Consider the following 13,901-nt stretch of genomic DNA (forward strand, 5'->3'; position numbering starts at 1 on the left):
GACTTCCGCGCCCGGTGCCGCGCCTGGCGCGACGCCTTCGGGCCGGACGCCGACGTCTTCTACGCCGGCAAGGCGTTCCTGTGCCGCGCCGTGGCGCGGTGGCGGGCCGTCAGTCGCCGGAGGCGTCCGGCAGCTTCCGCTGGATCAGGTCCATCACCGAGGAGTCGGTGAGGGTGGTCACGTCACCGAGTTCGCGCTGTTCCGCGACGTCCCGCAGCAGTCGCCGCATGATCTTGCCCGAGCGGGTCTTGGGCAGCTCGGCCACGGGCAGGATGCGCTTCGGCTTGGCGATGGCGCCGAGCTGCTTGCCGACGTGCGCCCGGAGTTCCTCCACGAGGCCCTCGTCCTCGGACGCGGTGCCGCGCAGGATCACGAAGGCGCAGATCGCCTGGGTGGTCTGCGGGTCCGTGGCGCCGACGACGGCGGCCTCCGCCACCTTCGGGTGCGAGACCAGCGCGGACTCGACCTCCGTGGTCGAGATGTTGTGGCCCGAGACCAGCATGACGTCGTCCACCCGGCCCAGCAGCCAGATGTCGCCGTCCTTGTCCTTCTTCGCGCCGTCACCGGCGAAGTACCGCCCGGGGAAACGGGACCAGTAGGTGTCCAGGAACCGCTGGTCGTCGCCCCAGATGGTGCGGAGCATCGACGGCCACGGCTCGGTGAGGACCAGGTACCCGCCGCCGCCGTCCGGCACGGGGTTGGCGTCGTCGTCCACGACCGTGGCGGCGATGCCCGGCAACGGCACCTGGGCGGAGCCGGGCTTCGCGGCGGTGACGCCGGGGAGCGGGCTGATCATCATCGCCCCGGTCTCCGTCTGCCACCAGGTGTCGACCACGGGGGCCCGGTTGCCGCCGATGTGCTCGCGGTACCACATCCACGCCTCGGGGTTGATCGGTTCGCCGACCGAGCCGAGGACGCGCAGCGAGGAGAGGTCGAACTTCGCGGGGATCTCGTCACCCCACTTCATGCACGCGCGGATCGCCGTCGGCGCCGTGTAGAGCAGCGTCACGCCGTACTTCTGGACGATCTCCCACCAGCGGCCGTGGTGCGGGGTGTCGGGCGTGCCCTCGTACAGCACCTGCGTCGCACCGTTGGCGAGCGGGCCGTACACGATGTAGGAGTGGCCGGTCACCCAGCCGACGTCGGCGGTGCACCAGTAGACGTCCGACTCCGGCTTGAGGTCGAAGACCGCGTGATGGGTCCAGGCCGCCTGGGTGAGGTAGCCGCCGGAGGTGTGGAGGATGCCCTTCGGCTTCCCGGTGGTGCCCGAGGTGTACAGGATGTAGAGCGGGTGCTCGGCGTCGAAGGCCTCGGGGGTGTGCTCGTCCGACTGACGGCCCACCACGTCGTGCCACCACAGGTCGCGGCCCTCGGTCCAGGCCGTCTCCTCGCCGGTGCGGCGCACCACCAGCACGTTGCGGATGTTCTCCGTGCCGGGGCGGGTCAGCGCCTCGTCCACCGCCGGCTTGAGCGCGCTCGGCTTGCCGCGCCGGTAGCCGCCGTCGGAGGTGACGACGACCCGCGCGTCGGCGTCCTGGATACGGGTGGCGAGCGCGTCGGCGGAGAAGCCGCCGAAGACGACCGAGTGCGGGGCGCCGATGCGGGCGCACGCCAGCATGGTGATCACGGCCTCGGGGATCATCGGGAGGTAGACGGCGACCCGGTCACCCGTCGCGACGCCCAGCTCCGTCAGCGCGTTCGCGGCCCGGGAGACCTCCCGCTGCAGCTCGGCGTAGGTGAGGGTGCGGGAGTCGCCCGGCTCGCCCTCGAAGTGCAGGGCGACACGGTCGCCGTGGCCGGCCTCGACGTGGCGGTCCACGCAGTTGTAGGCGACGTTGAGCCGGCCGTCCGCGAACCACTTCGCGAACGGGGGGTTGGACCAGTCGAGGGTCTCGGTGGGCTCGGTGGACCAGGAGAGCCGACGGGCCTGCTCGGCCCAGAACGCCGTCCGGTCCTCCGCCGCCGCCTCGTAGGCGCTCGCGGTGACATTGGCCTCGGCGGCCAGCGCGGGGGGCGGGGGAAAGCTCCGCTCCTCGCTCATGAGGTTGGCCAGGCTCTCGTTACTCACGGCATCCTCCGCATCGCTGCTGTGTCCCACGACACACCCCATCAGCCGTCCTGGGCTTTGACAAGGGCTCACGGCGGATTGGTGTAGACCTGTCCGGCCGAATGGCCCGTCCGGCGGGACGAGCGGACGCTCGCCGCGCCGAACGGGCGCCGGACGGGAAACTCAGCTGGTCAGCACCGAGGGCTGCACGGGCGTGAACAGCGGCGCACCCGCCCCGGGGTCGTCCAGTACGTAGGCCTGCGCCTCACCGACGTGGAAGTACATCCCCCTCAGAGTGAGGGAGCCGTCCGCGATCCGCTCGGCGACGCACGGGTGCTGCGTCAGGTGCTCCAACTGCTGCACCACGTTGGCGAGGCACAGGGACTCCACGCCGTCCGCGGTCTCCCGACCACCGATCCGCGGCAGCGACGCGCCCCCGCCCGCGAGCCGGTCCAGACTCGGCCCGCCGTGCCGCAGCCACTGCCGCAGCGGGCTTTCCCCCACCGGGGAGGGCGGCGCGGCGGCGGTCTGGCGCAGCGCCTGCATGGCGCCGCACCCGGAGTGTCCGCAGACGGTGATCGAGCGGACCTTGAGCACGGTCACCGCGTACTCGATGGCCGCGGCCACCGAGGTGTCCGTCTGCTCCCCGCCCGGCGGCGGCACCAGGTTGCCGACATTGCGGACGGTGAACAGGTCGCCGGGGCCGCTGGAGGTGATCATGCTCGTCACCAGGCGGGAGTCGGCGCAGGTCAGGAAGAGCTGCCCGGGGCGCTGCCCCTCGCGTGCCAACCGCGCCAGGTCCTCGCGGACCAGCGGTGCGGTCAGCCGCTGGAAGTCCTCGACCCCGGTGAGCAGCCGGTCGTCGGCGGGGCCCCGGGCGCGCAGTCGGCCCGCGGACCGGAATCCACCGTTCGCAGCCGGCCGGGCGGCCCCGGGATCGCCGTCCCTCGCCGGCGCCGCCGCGGGGACGCCGGCGGTGGGCGGCTCCGCCAGCGAGACCCGCGCGCGGTCGCCGCTCTCCGCCGTGGTGGGCTCCGCGGCCCCGGCGGGGGAGAGGGCGGCAGGCTCGGCCGGCGCGGTCGCGCCCGCGGGCGAGGCGGGACCGTCGGCCACTGCCGGGACCGGGGTGGGCCGGGTCGTCGGCTGGTAGTTGTGCCACGGCAGCCAGGGCTGCCGGAACTCGCGGGTGGTCGCCGGGGTGCCCACCGGCTCCCCGGTGCGGCCGGTGATCTCCACCCGTCCGCCCTGGGCGAGATGCGAGGTCCGCCAGTCGTGCAGCGTCTCGTGTGCGGCGTGGTCCATGAAGGTCCCCGAGAGCTCGACCGTCACCACGGTGCCCTCCGGCGCCTGATGGAGCACGCGGGTGAGCCGCGGGACCGCGAGGAAGGTCAACTGGCCGCGAACCCGCACGAGGTGCCCTCCGTCCGGCAGCTCCTCGTGGGAGATGCGCGTCCGGGTCAGGCGGTGGAGCGCCGTGGCGATGGCCACGGCGATGCCCAGGCCGACCCCCTCCAGCACTCCGAAGACGACCACACCCAGGACCGTGACCCCGTAGACCGCCACCTCGCGGTGCTGGGTGACGCTGCGGATGTGGGTGATCTTGACCATCTGGATGCCGACGACCATCACGAGAGCGGCGAGCGCCGCCAGCGGAATCAGCTCCAGCAGTCCCACGAGCAGTCCCGTCGCCAGCAGCACCCAGCAGCCGTGCATGATGGTCGAGTTGCGGCTGACCGCTCCCGCGGCCACGTTGGCGGAGCTGCGCACCGCGACGCCGGTGATGGGCAGGCCGCCGAGCGCGCCGGAGACCACGTTGCCGGCGCCCTGGCCGCGCAGTTCGCGGTCGAGATCGGCCTTGGGGACGCGGGGCCCGCCGGCCCGCTGCCGCGCGGTCGCCAGCTTGTCCACGGCGACGGCGGAGAGCAGGGACTCGACGCTGGCCACCAGGGTCACCGTCAGAACACCGGCGAGGATGCCGAGGGCGGGGCCCTCCGGCAACTGCGGCAGGGCGTGGCTGCTCCAGGAGGGCAGGTCGACGCGGTCCAGCCGGAAGCCGGCGGCGAGGGCGACCACCGTGGCGAGGGTGACGGCGGCGAGAGCGGTCGGGACCGCCTTGCGGACCAGGGCGCCGTAGCGACCGGGCAGGCGGGGCCAGAGCAGCATGACGGCGATGGTCACCCCGCCGACGGCCAGCGCGGCCGGGTGCGGGTCGGCCAGCTGGGAGGGCAGGTCGGCGAGGTTGCTCAGGACCGAGCTCTCGGGGCTGCCGCCGAGGACGATGTGCAGCTGGGCGATGGCGATGGTGACACCGATGCCGGCGAGCATGCCGTGCACGATCGCGGGACTGACCACCAGGGCGGTGCGCGCGACGCGGAGCGCGGAGAGCCCGAGCTGGGCGAGCCCGGCGAGGACGGTGATGGCGCAGGTGGTGCGCCAGCCGTAGGCCTGGATGAGGTCGGCGGTGACCACGGTGAGGCCCGCGGCCGGGCCGCTGACCTGGAGGGGGGCGCCGCCGAGCCGACCGGCGACGATGCCGCCCACGGCGGCGGCGACGAGGCCGGCCTGGAGGGGGGCGCCGGTGGCGAGCGCGATGCCCAGCGAGAGCGGCAGCGCGACGAGGAACACCGAGATGGAGGCCGAGAGATCGGCCCGGTGGCGGGCGAGTCCTTGGGGTGGGGCGGGGGCGCAGGCGGACATCCGTCTCCGTCCTAGGGCAGCAGGGATCGTGCACACGCAGCGTGAGGGTATGCACACCCTCAAGCATTGGTAAATGAAGAGTAATGGGGCGTAAAGGGATGCACGAGTACGTAAGCCCTTTCGTGGGTCGCATTGCTCCTAAAGCATGAATAATCATCTGAACTGCTTGTCGGATTAACGCTTCATCGGTTTGTCGGGAGAGTTTGGGTTCGGGCTGGTTCGCACCGTGACGCCGACCGGCCCGTCCCAGACAGACCTCACGGCGGGAGATCCCGATGACGGGCTCGGTTACCAGGCTTGCGGCGGCTGCCACCGCCCTCGCCGTCACGCTCACCATGGCCGCCTGCTCCGGCGGCACCCCGGCGGGCGACGGCCCCCGGCAGCAGAAGGAAGAGGGTGCGGAGCCCGAGGCCGCACCCCAGGCGCCCCAGCTGATCGGCGACGGCTCCACGGCCTTCACCGGAGCCCAGCCCAACCAGCCCGCGATCGAGGTGCTGGAGCCGGGCCAGGCCCCGCCGCAGTTCGTCGTCTTCTCCTGGGACGGCGCGGGCGAGGACGGCAACCAGCTGTTCTCGCGGTTCCGCCAGATCGCCAAGGACAACGACGCCCACATGACCTACTTCCTGTCCGGCGTCTACCTGCTGCCGGAGGACCAGCGCCACGCGTACGAGCCGCCGGGCCGCTCCGCCGGCGCCTCCGACATCGGCTACCTCAAGGACGAGAACATCGCCGCCACGCTGGAGCAGCTGCGCGGCGCCTGGCTCGACGGCAGCGAGATCGGCACCCATTTCAACGGCCACTTCTGCGGCCCCGGCGGCGTCGGCTCCTGGTCGCCCGAGGACTGGATCAGCGAGACCGAGCAGGCCAAGTGGATGGTCAAGAACTGGCGTACCACCACCGGTTGGGAGGACGGGGAGCCGCTGCCCTTCGACTACGAGGAGGAGCTCATCGGCGGCCGTACCCCCTGCCTGGAGGGCCAGGACGCGTTGCTCGCCGCCGCCGGGGAGCTCGGACTCCGCTACGACTCCAGCGGCAACGGCACCCAGGTCTGGCCGAGTCAGCGAGAGGGCGTCTGGGACATCCCGCTCCAGGCGGTGCCCATGCCCGGCCGGGCGTTCGAGACGCTCGCCATGGACTACAACTTCATGGTCAACCAGTCGGGCCCCGGCAGTGGTGACCCGTCCCGCTGGGGCGAGTGGGAGGCCCAGATGCGCGACGGCCTGCTCCAGGGGTTCCAGCGGGCCTTCGACGGCAACCGCGCGCCGCTGATCATCGGCAACCACTTCAACGGCTGGAACGGCGGCATCTACATGGACGCCATCGAGGACGTCGTCGCCGACGTCTGTCCCCGTGAGGAGGTGCGCTGCGTCTCGTTCCGGCAGCTGGTCGACTGGCTGGACGCGCAGGACCCGGCCGTACTGGAGGAGCTGCGCGGCCTCGGCGTCGGCGAGGCGCCCGCCGGCGGCTGGGGCGCCTTCCCGGCGGGCCCGGCCCCGGCGGACGCGCCCGAGGGCGCCGAGCCCGCCCGCGAGGAGGACGCCGCCCCCGGCGTCTGATGCCCGCGGCGGTGAGCGGTGACGCCGGACGGGAGGGCAGGGCCGACCCCGCCCTTCCGTCCGGCCGACCCCTCCTCGGTCGGCTCAGCCGGCCGGCGCGTCCTCGCGCAGCACGAACCCCGGGTCGACCTGCGCGGCGAGATCGAGGCCGGTCCGCTCGTTGCCCCAGCTCGCCGCGTTGCGCAGGTGGAAGTGGACCATCTGCTGGGTGTAGCGCTCCCAGTCCCGCTCGCCGTGGGCCGCGTCCGCAGCCTCGTGCACGGTCTTCAGCGCGAGCTGGTTCTCCTGCTCCAGTTCCCGGAACGGCCGGGCCCCGCCGCGTTCCATGGCGCGCACCCACGGCGAGTTGCCGAACGTGACGAGCAGGTCCTCGCCGACCTCGTCCCGGAGGAACGCCAGATCCTCCGGTCCCTGCACCTTGTTGCCGATGACGCGCAGTCGGACGTCGAAGTCGCGCGCGTAGTCGCGGTACTGGCGGTAGACCGACACCCCCTTGCGGGTGGGTTCGGCGACCAGGAACGTCATGTCGAACCGGGTGAACATGCCGGAGGCGAACGAGTCGGAGCCGGCCGTCATGTCGACGACGACGTAGGCGTCCCGCCCGTCCACCAGGTGGTTCAGGCAGAGTTCCACCGCCCCGGTCTTGGAGTGGTAGCAGGCGACGCCCAGGTCGCTCTCGGTGAAGGGGCCGGTGGCGAGCAGCCGGACCCGGCCCTCCGACTCCCCGTCGGACGGCGAGACCAGCTCGACGTCGCGGGCGCAGGCGTCGAAGACGGGGTTGCTGCCCTCCAGGCGCAGCAGGCGGGAGCCGCTGCCCGGCGGGGTGGTCTTGATCATCGCGGCGGCGGAGGTGATGCGGGGGTTGGTGCCCCGCAAGTGGTCCTTGATCAGCGGCAGGTGCGCTCCCAGTGGTGGCAGCGCGGCGGCGGTCTCCTCGTCGAGCCCGAGCGCGGTCCCCAGGTGTTGGTTGATGTCCGCGTCCACCGCGGTGACGGGCACGCGCTGGGCGGCGAGGGAGCGGATGAAGAGCGAGGACAGCGTGGTCTTGCCACTGCCGCCCTTGCCGACGAAAGCGATCTTCATGTTCAGCCAACCTAGCCGTGCGCCCTGCCCGAGCGGCCCCGCGGCGGCCAGGACCACTCGAAGGCGGGACACCGGCCGTCGCCGAGGAACAGACGTGCCAGCGCATAGGCTGCCGCCATGACGGCGAACACACCCCAGGGCAATGGCGGCGCGGATCCCTCGGGCGGCGCGCTCACCCCCGGTGGCGGCGTCCCGCCCGCAGCCGACCCCCTGCTCCCGCTGGCCGACCTCCCCGGGGTCGCCGAGGCGGTCGCTGGTATGCGGAAAGCAGTGGACCGGGTCTACGGTCACCGGGTGATGCGGCGGCGCAGCGCCGAGGTCTCCTCGGAGGCCGCGCTCCGCGGGGCCCGGGCCTCGGCCGCGCTCGCCGGCGCGGACTGGGCGCTGGAGGAGGTGCGGCGCCGGGGTGACTTCTCCGCGGACCCGGAGGCCCGCGTCATGGGCGCGGCGCTGCGGGTGTCGGCCGAGGCGGGGCAGTTGCCGGACATCTGGCGCGCCTCCCCGATGCGGGTCCTGGCACGGCTCCACCTGGTGGCCGCCGGCGGTGCCCCCCTGGGGGCGGCCACGGCGGCCGGCGCGGATCACACGGAGCAGCCGGCGGCGATCGGCCGGCCCCGGGTGGTCGGGGAGGTGGTCGACGACCCGGACGGGCCGCCGCTGCCCCCGCCGGACGTCGACGAGGTGGCGGCGCGACTGGAGGCGCTCGCCGCTCTGGTGGTGAGCGGGACCGCGGCGCCCGCACTGGTGACCGCCGCCGTGGTGCACGGCGAGTTGATGGCGCTGCGGCCGTTCACCTCGCACAACGGCGTGGTCGCCCGGGCCGCGGAGCGGATCGTCCTCGTCGGGGGCGGCCTGGACCCCAAGGGCGTCGCGCCGAGCGAGGTCGGCCACACCGAGGCGGGGTCGGCGGCGTACCGGGCGGCGCTGGGCGACTACGCCTCGGGGACGGCCGCCGGGATGGCGCGGTGGATCGCGCACTGCGGGCGAGCGGCGGAGTTGGGCGCCCGCGAGTCCGTCGCGGTCTGCGAGGCGCTGCAACGGGGCGCCGCCTGACCGCCCGGGGCGGGGCGGCGGTGGTCGAGGACCGGCGCCCGGCCGCGGCGCGGAGGTCCGGTTGAAACCGAAAGTAAAATCTCGGCCGCCGGCTTTCCCGCGGTCGCTGCCGGAGGTACAACGGAATCAGAGGCCCAGTCGAACGGGATTCCTCGTCCGGCTCTCCGGGCGGCGGGGCTTCGACAGCGGTACACATGAAAGCCGGGTACCCACGCGTCGCCAGCCCACGATCTGGGCCAGCCGCACCAGGAAGCGGGCGCAGACCCCGTCCTGATCGGTACTCGCAGAGCACGCCTGATCGCCCGGCGGACATGTACCGGCGGCGGTGCGGCCCTCACGGGGCGGCACCGCCGCTCTCTGCTGTGCCCCCCCGGGAGGGTCGCACGTGCGCGAGTGCGGCGGAGAGCGGCCCCGGGTCGTGCCGCCGCCGAGGGTTCCGTGCCCGTCGCGGGCGACGGGCACGGGGGCGCGACCGGTGCTCGCGCCGTGGGGGAGACCGTCCCCGTGTGCCGGCGGGCGCCGCACGCGGCCCCTGCTTCAGCGGCGCGTGCGGCGCCCGACGTACCAGACCAGGGCGCCGGCGACCGTCGCGGCGGTCAGCACGGCCCCCGCGGTCACCGCCGGTCGCGGGGCGGAGAAGCGCTTCTTCAACCGCACCGGTCGGTTGAAGTTGAGGACCGGCCAGTCGCGGGCCACTGCCTCCCGCCGGAGCGAACGGCCCGGGTTGACGGCGTGCGGATGGCCGACGGCCTCCAGCATGGGAAGGTCCGTCGCCGAGTCGCTGTAGGCGTAGCAGCGCTCGAGGTCGTATCCCTCGGAGGCGGCGAGCTCACGGACCGCCTCCGCCTTCGCGGGGCCGTAGGCGTAGTAGGCGACCTCGCCGGTGTACCGGCCGTCCTCCACCACCATGCGCGTCGCGACCACGCGGTCCGCCCCCAGCAGCCGGCCGATCGGTTCCACCACCTCCGATCCCGAGGTGCTCACGATCACCACGTCCCGCCCGGCGGCGTGGTGCCGCTCGATGAGCGAGGCGGCCTCGTCGTAGATGATCGGGTCGATGACCTGGTGCAGCGTCTCCGCGACGATCTCCTGGACCTGTTGGACGTTCCAGCCCTTGCAGAGGTCGGAGAGGTAGCGGCGCATGCGCTCCACCTGCTCGTGGTCGGCGCCGCCGACCAGGTAGACGAACTGCGCGTAGGCGCTGCGCAGTACGGCCCGGCGGTTCATCAGACCGCCCTGGTAGAAGGACCTACCGAAGGTGAGCGTGCTCGACTTCGCGATGACGGTCTTGTCGAGGTCGAAGAAGGCGGCGGTACGTGGCTGCGGCAGATTTTCCACGTGGTCGAGCATAAACGCCCACCATTCGGCGTAGGCGGCGGCGCGTGGGTTTGCCTGGAAGGGCTCTCGGGTACACCATGGAAGTCACGGATCGTTCGCGACCGTGCTATCCCGGTTCGGCTCATCCCCCCCCCGAGCCGACCGTGGAAGACGACCCCCGCTCTCCCCCCCGGCGGGGGTCGTCGCATGTCCGGACGCGGTGGCCGTGTCGTGCCCCGGTGGGCAGCGCCCGGTCGGGGCCGGGCGGCGGTCCGACCGGCGGGCGGCCCGCCGGCCCCGCGCGGTACGGACCGAATACGTTGTCTTCTTCTCCCGTGGCTCTCGCGGCGCTCCGCTGTTCCTGCGGTTTGTGCGGATCCCTTCCGATAGTGGGCGGTCTTTTCGCCTGTGGGGAGGGGTGCGGGGTGAGATCACCCGTTCGTGTGTCGAAGTTATCCACATCCTCCGCGTTATCCACAGATTCTGCTCAAGATCATCGCGATTCGGGGAATTCCGCCACCGTGGTGCCCCGGCCGTCGACCGCGGCGGCCGGGACATCACGGAGGCCCCGATGAACCCGTCCCCGCCTGCTCCACCGGTGCTCGTGCTCACCGAGGACGAGACGCTTCTCGACGATCTGCTCCGCCTCTGCGCGGCGGCCAACGCCCCGGCTGAGGTGGTCCACGGCCACGAACCCGCCGCCACGGCGTGGTCCACCGCCCGCCTCGTCCTCGTCGGCGACGACTGGGCACTCACCCGCGGCCGGCCACCGTCCCGCCGCGCCGGGGTCGTCCTCGTCGGCAACAACCTCGACGACCACACCATCTGGCAGCGCGGCGTCGCCATCGGAGCCGAGACGGTCCTCCACCTCCCGGACGCCGAGAAGGTACTCGCCGACCGCATCGCCGACGCCGTGGAGACCGTCGGCGACCCCGCACCCACCATCGGCGTCATCCCCGGCCGGGGCGGTGCGGGCGCCTCCACCCTGGCCGCCGCACTCGCCCTCGCGGCCGCACGCACCGGGCACCGCACGACGCTCGTGGACGCCGACCCGGGCGGTGGCGGCCTCGATCTCCTGCTGGGCGCCGAGCGGCTGACCGGGCCCCGCTGGCCCGACTTCGCCACCACCCGCGGGCGGATGTCCTGGGCCGCCGTCGCCGACGCGCTGCCCCGGGTGCACGGCGTCAGCCTGCTCAGCTGGACGCGCGCCGCCGGCCGCCACCCCACGGGCGAGGCCATGGCCTCCGTCCTCGGAGCCGCCCGGCGCGGCGGGGGAGCGGTCGTCGTTGACCTCCCCCGTGGCGCGGACGAGGCGACCACCGCCGCGCTCTCCCGGCTCGACCTGGGGCTGTTGGTCGTCCCCGGCGACCTCCGCTCCGTCGCGGCCGCCCGCATCACCGCCACCACGGCCGGGCGACTGGTCCGCGACCTCCGCCTCGTGGTCCGCCCCGGAGCCGCCCTGCCCGCGGCGGAGGTGTCCCGCCTGCTGGACCTCCCGCTGGCCGGGGAAGTACCCGACCAGCGCCGTCTCTGTCCCGCGGTCGACGCCGGGGAGCCGCCGGGCCGCGACGCCGCGGCACCGCTGGGCGCGTTCTGCGAGGCGCTGGTCCGGCGCACGCTGCCGGCCCCGGCCCGCCCGCGGAGCGCAGGTCGCCACTCGCACGGCACGGCCGCCCCCGACGGGCCCGGCGCGCACGAGGCAGCCGCCCCTTTCCTGCCCGCCCAGCGGCGGCGCGCATGAACGGCCCGGGCCCCGACGCCGACCTGCTGGACACCGTGCGCACCCGGCTCGCCGAAGCCGGGGACGAACCCACCCCCTACCGTGTCGCCGCCCTCCTACGGGACCGGAGCCGGCTACTGGGCGACCACGCCGTCCTGAACGAGGTCCGCGAGCTGCGCTCCGAACTCGTGGGCGCCGGACCGCTGCAACCGCTGCTCGCCGAGGACGACGTCACCGACGTCCTCGTCAACGGCCCGGACGCCGTCTGGGTCGACCGCGGTCGCGGCCTGCGGCGGGCCGGAGTCCGGTTCCGCGACACCGCCGCGATCCGCCGACTCGCCCAGCGCCTCGCGGCCACCGCCGGCAGGCGCCTGGACGACGCCCGCCCCTGGGTCGACGCCCGCCTCCCCGACGGCACCCGCATGCACGCCGTCCTGCCACCGCTGGCTGTGGGTTCCCCCTGCCTCTCCCTCCGGGTGGTCCGCCCCCGGCCGCTCACCCTGGAGGAACTCACCGCCGCGGGGACCCTTCCGCCCGACGGTCCGCCCCTGCTGCGCCGCCTGGTGCAGGCGCGGCTCTCGTTCCTGGTGACCGGCGGTACGGGCAGCGGCAAGAGCACGCTGCTCGCGACGCTGCTGGGGCTCGTCCCCGCGGACGAGCGCATCGTGCTGGTCGAGGACTCCGCCGAACTGCGGCCCACCCACCCCCATGTCGTCAGCCTGGAGACCCGCCCCGCCAACCAGGAGGGGGCGGGGGGCATCGCGCTCGACGAACTCCTCCGCCAGGCACTGCGCATGCGCCCGGACCGGCTCGTCGTCGGCGAGGTGCGCGGCCCCGAGGCCGTCACCCTTCTCACCGCCCTCAACACCGGCCACGACGGCGGCTGCGGCACCCTGCACGCCGGCGCGGCCCATGACGTCCCCGCGCGGCTCGAAGCCCTGGGCGCCATGGCAGGGCTGCCCCGTGCCGCCCTCCACAGCCAGCTCGCCGCCGCGCTCTCCGTCGTCCTCCACCTGGTGCGCGCACGGGGCGGTCGGCGACTGTCCGAGGTCCACGTCCTGGAACGCGACACCGACGGGCTGGTGCACACCGTGCCCGCCCTCCGCTGGACGGAGCAGGGGTTCCGCCGCGAACGAGGCTGGGACACGCTGGGAGCCGCGCTGTGAGCCATCTCGTCCAGGCCCACGCGCTCGCCGTGATCCTCTGCGGCGCCGGAGCCCGACTCGCCCTCAGCCGGCGACCGCCACGCCGCCGGGCCCGCGCCGTGCTCGGCCCGGCCGGCGCCGGGCCACCGCTCGCCCGTGTCGGCAGGCCCGCCACCCCACCATCGTCCCCAGGCGCCGGCGATCCGCAGGCCGCCCCACCCGGGGAGACGCCGTCCGGGCCTGCCCCGATCGCCGTGCTGCGCCGGCGCCCGAGCCGCGTGGCCGCGGCATGCCTGCTCGGCGGGCTCCTCGTCTCCTGGTGGGGCGGTTCGCCCCTGCCACTCGTCGCAGCCCTCGGTCTCGCCCCGCTGACGGCTCGCAGGCTCCGGCATCGCGAGCGCCGACGCCGCGCGGACCTCCGTGGTGACGCCGTCATCACCTTCTGCTCCGCGCTGGCCGCCGAGGCGCGGGCGGGCCGACGCCCGGAGGACGCCCTGCGGGAGGCCGGCCTCGACTTCCTCGGCCCGGCCGCGGCGCAGGTCGCCCGGGCGGCACGGACCGGCGGGGACGTGGCCGCCGCCCTCCGCGCCGCCGCATGCCTGCCCGGCGCGGGCGGTCTCGCCGGTGTCGCCGCCTGCTGGCGGGTGGCCACCGACGGCGGCGCCTCCCTCGCCACCGGCCTCGACCGGGTCGCCCACGCCCTGCGCACCGAACGCGACACCCGTGAGGACCTCCGCGCGCAGCTCGCCGGGCCCCGGACCACCGCGGTCGTCCTGGCCTGCCTCCCCGCCGCCGGCCTCCTGCTGGGCACCGCCCTCGGCGCCGACCCGCTCGCCGTGCTGCTGAACCAACCCGCCGGCCTCGCCTGCCTGCTGATCGGCGTCGCGCTGGAGGCGGCCGGTCTGCTCTGGACGGCGGGCATCATCCGTGCCGCGGAACGGAGTTCGGCATGACACCCCGTCGCCGCCCCTCCCCGCCCGTGCGACCGACCGCAGCCGCGGGGGAGCCCGTCGCTCCCGGCACCGGCAGTGAGCCGTCGGCAACCCGCTCCGCACCCCGTCGGGGGCAGCCGTGACCACGCACCTCGCCCTGCTCGCCGGCGCCATACTCGCCCTGGCTGCCGGAGCCCTCCTCCTGCCACCCCGCGGACGCCGTCGCGCCCGGCAGCGGTGCCGCGCCGTCCACCCGTCACCCGCCGCGGACCCGGGTCGCGCCCGGCGAGCGCGGGGGAGCCGCGTGGCGTGGGCGGTGAGCCGTGCACCCGTCGGAGCGGCCAGGACGCG

General features: G+C 74.4%; 9 protein-coding genes. 5 read left to right on the forward strand and 4 right to left on the reverse strand.

What is annotated here, in order from left to right; genetic code table 11:
* Window positions 1-109: 109 nt before the first annotated feature.
* Both acs and HCN52_RS14615 read right to left on the reverse strand, forming a co-directional pair.
* Window positions 110-2,068, reverse strand: a complete 1,959-nt coding sequence (gene acs / locus HCN52_RS14610) for an acetate--CoA ligase (protein WP_168088886.1) — start codon at window positions 2,066-2,068, stop codon at window positions 110-112.
* A gap of 162 nt (window positions 2,069-2,230) precedes the next feature.
* Window positions 2,231-4,744, reverse strand: a complete 2,514-nt coding sequence (locus HCN52_RS14615) for a SulP family inorganic anion transporter (protein ID WP_168088887.1) — start codon at window positions 4,742-4,744, stop codon at window positions 2,231-2,233.
* 275 nt (window positions 4,745-5,019) lie between these two features.
* Here HCN52_RS14615 and HCN52_RS14620 point away from each other — a divergent pair, with 275 nt between their 5' ends.
* Window positions 5,020-6,300, forward strand: coding sequence for a polysaccharide deacetylase family protein (locus HCN52_RS14620; RefSeq protein WP_209314543.1), 1,281 nt, complete (start codon window positions 5,020-5,022; stop codon window positions 6,298-6,300).
* Between the two features lie 84 nt (window positions 6,301-6,384).
* Here the strand turns inward: HCN52_RS14620 and HCN52_RS14625 are convergent, their stop codons facing one another.
* Window positions 6,385-7,383 (reverse strand): ATP-binding protein, encoded by a 999-nt coding sequence (locus HCN52_RS14625; protein WP_168088888.1) that lies wholly within the window; start codon window positions 7,381-7,383, stop codon window positions 6,385-6,387.
* A 117-nt stretch (window positions 7,384-7,500) separates the two neighbouring features.
* Between HCN52_RS14625 and HCN52_RS14630 the strand changes: the two genes are divergently transcribed.
* The gene (locus tag HCN52_RS14630; RefSeq protein ID WP_245175155.1) at window positions 7,501-8,436 is read left to right on the forward strand and encodes a Fic family protein; all 936 of its coding nucleotides are present in this window, start codon (window positions 7,501-7,503) and stop codon (window positions 8,434-8,436) included.
* 537 nt (window positions 8,437-8,973) lie between these two features.
* Here HCN52_RS14630 and HCN52_RS14635 read toward each other — a convergent pair.
* A complete protein-coding gene (locus tag HCN52_RS14635) occupies window positions 8,974-9,786 on the reverse strand; it encodes an HAD family hydrolase (protein ID WP_168088889.1) in 813 nt (270 codons plus the stop codon).
* 538 nt (window positions 9,787-10,324) lie between these two features.
* Here HCN52_RS14635 and ssd point away from each other — a divergent pair.
* From ssd to HCN52_RS26200, 3 genes are read left to right on the forward strand one after another with little or no spacing between them, the layout of a single operon-like run.
* On the forward strand, window positions 10,325-11,494 hold the full coding sequence (gene ssd, locus HCN52_RS14640; RefSeq protein ID WP_168088890.1) for a septum site-determining protein Ssd: 1,170 nt from the start codon (window positions 10,325-10,327) through the stop codon (window positions 11,492-11,494).
* Window positions 11,491-12,639: a TadA family conjugal transfer-associated ATPase gene (locus HCN52_RS14645; protein WP_168088891.1), complete on the forward strand. Its 1,149-nt coding sequence runs from the start codon at window positions 11,491-11,493 to the stop codon at window positions 12,637-12,639. The genes ssd and HCN52_RS14645 overlap by 4 nt, the downstream gene beginning before the upstream one ends.
* Window positions 12,636-13,571 (forward strand): type II secretion system F family protein, encoded by a 936-nt coding sequence (locus HCN52_RS26200; RefSeq protein WP_312876702.1) that lies wholly within the window; start codon window positions 12,636-12,638, stop codon window positions 13,569-13,571. Before HCN52_RS14645 ends, HCN52_RS26200 begins: the two co-directional genes overlap by 4 nt.
* The last annotated feature ends 330 nt before the right edge of the window (window positions 13,572-13,901 follow it).

The organism is Streptomyces bohaiensis (assembly GCF_012033785.1).
In the GTDB taxonomy this organism is placed as follows: Bacteria; Actinomycetota; Actinomycetes; order Streptomycetales; family Streptomycetaceae; genus Streptomyces; species Streptomyces bohaiensis.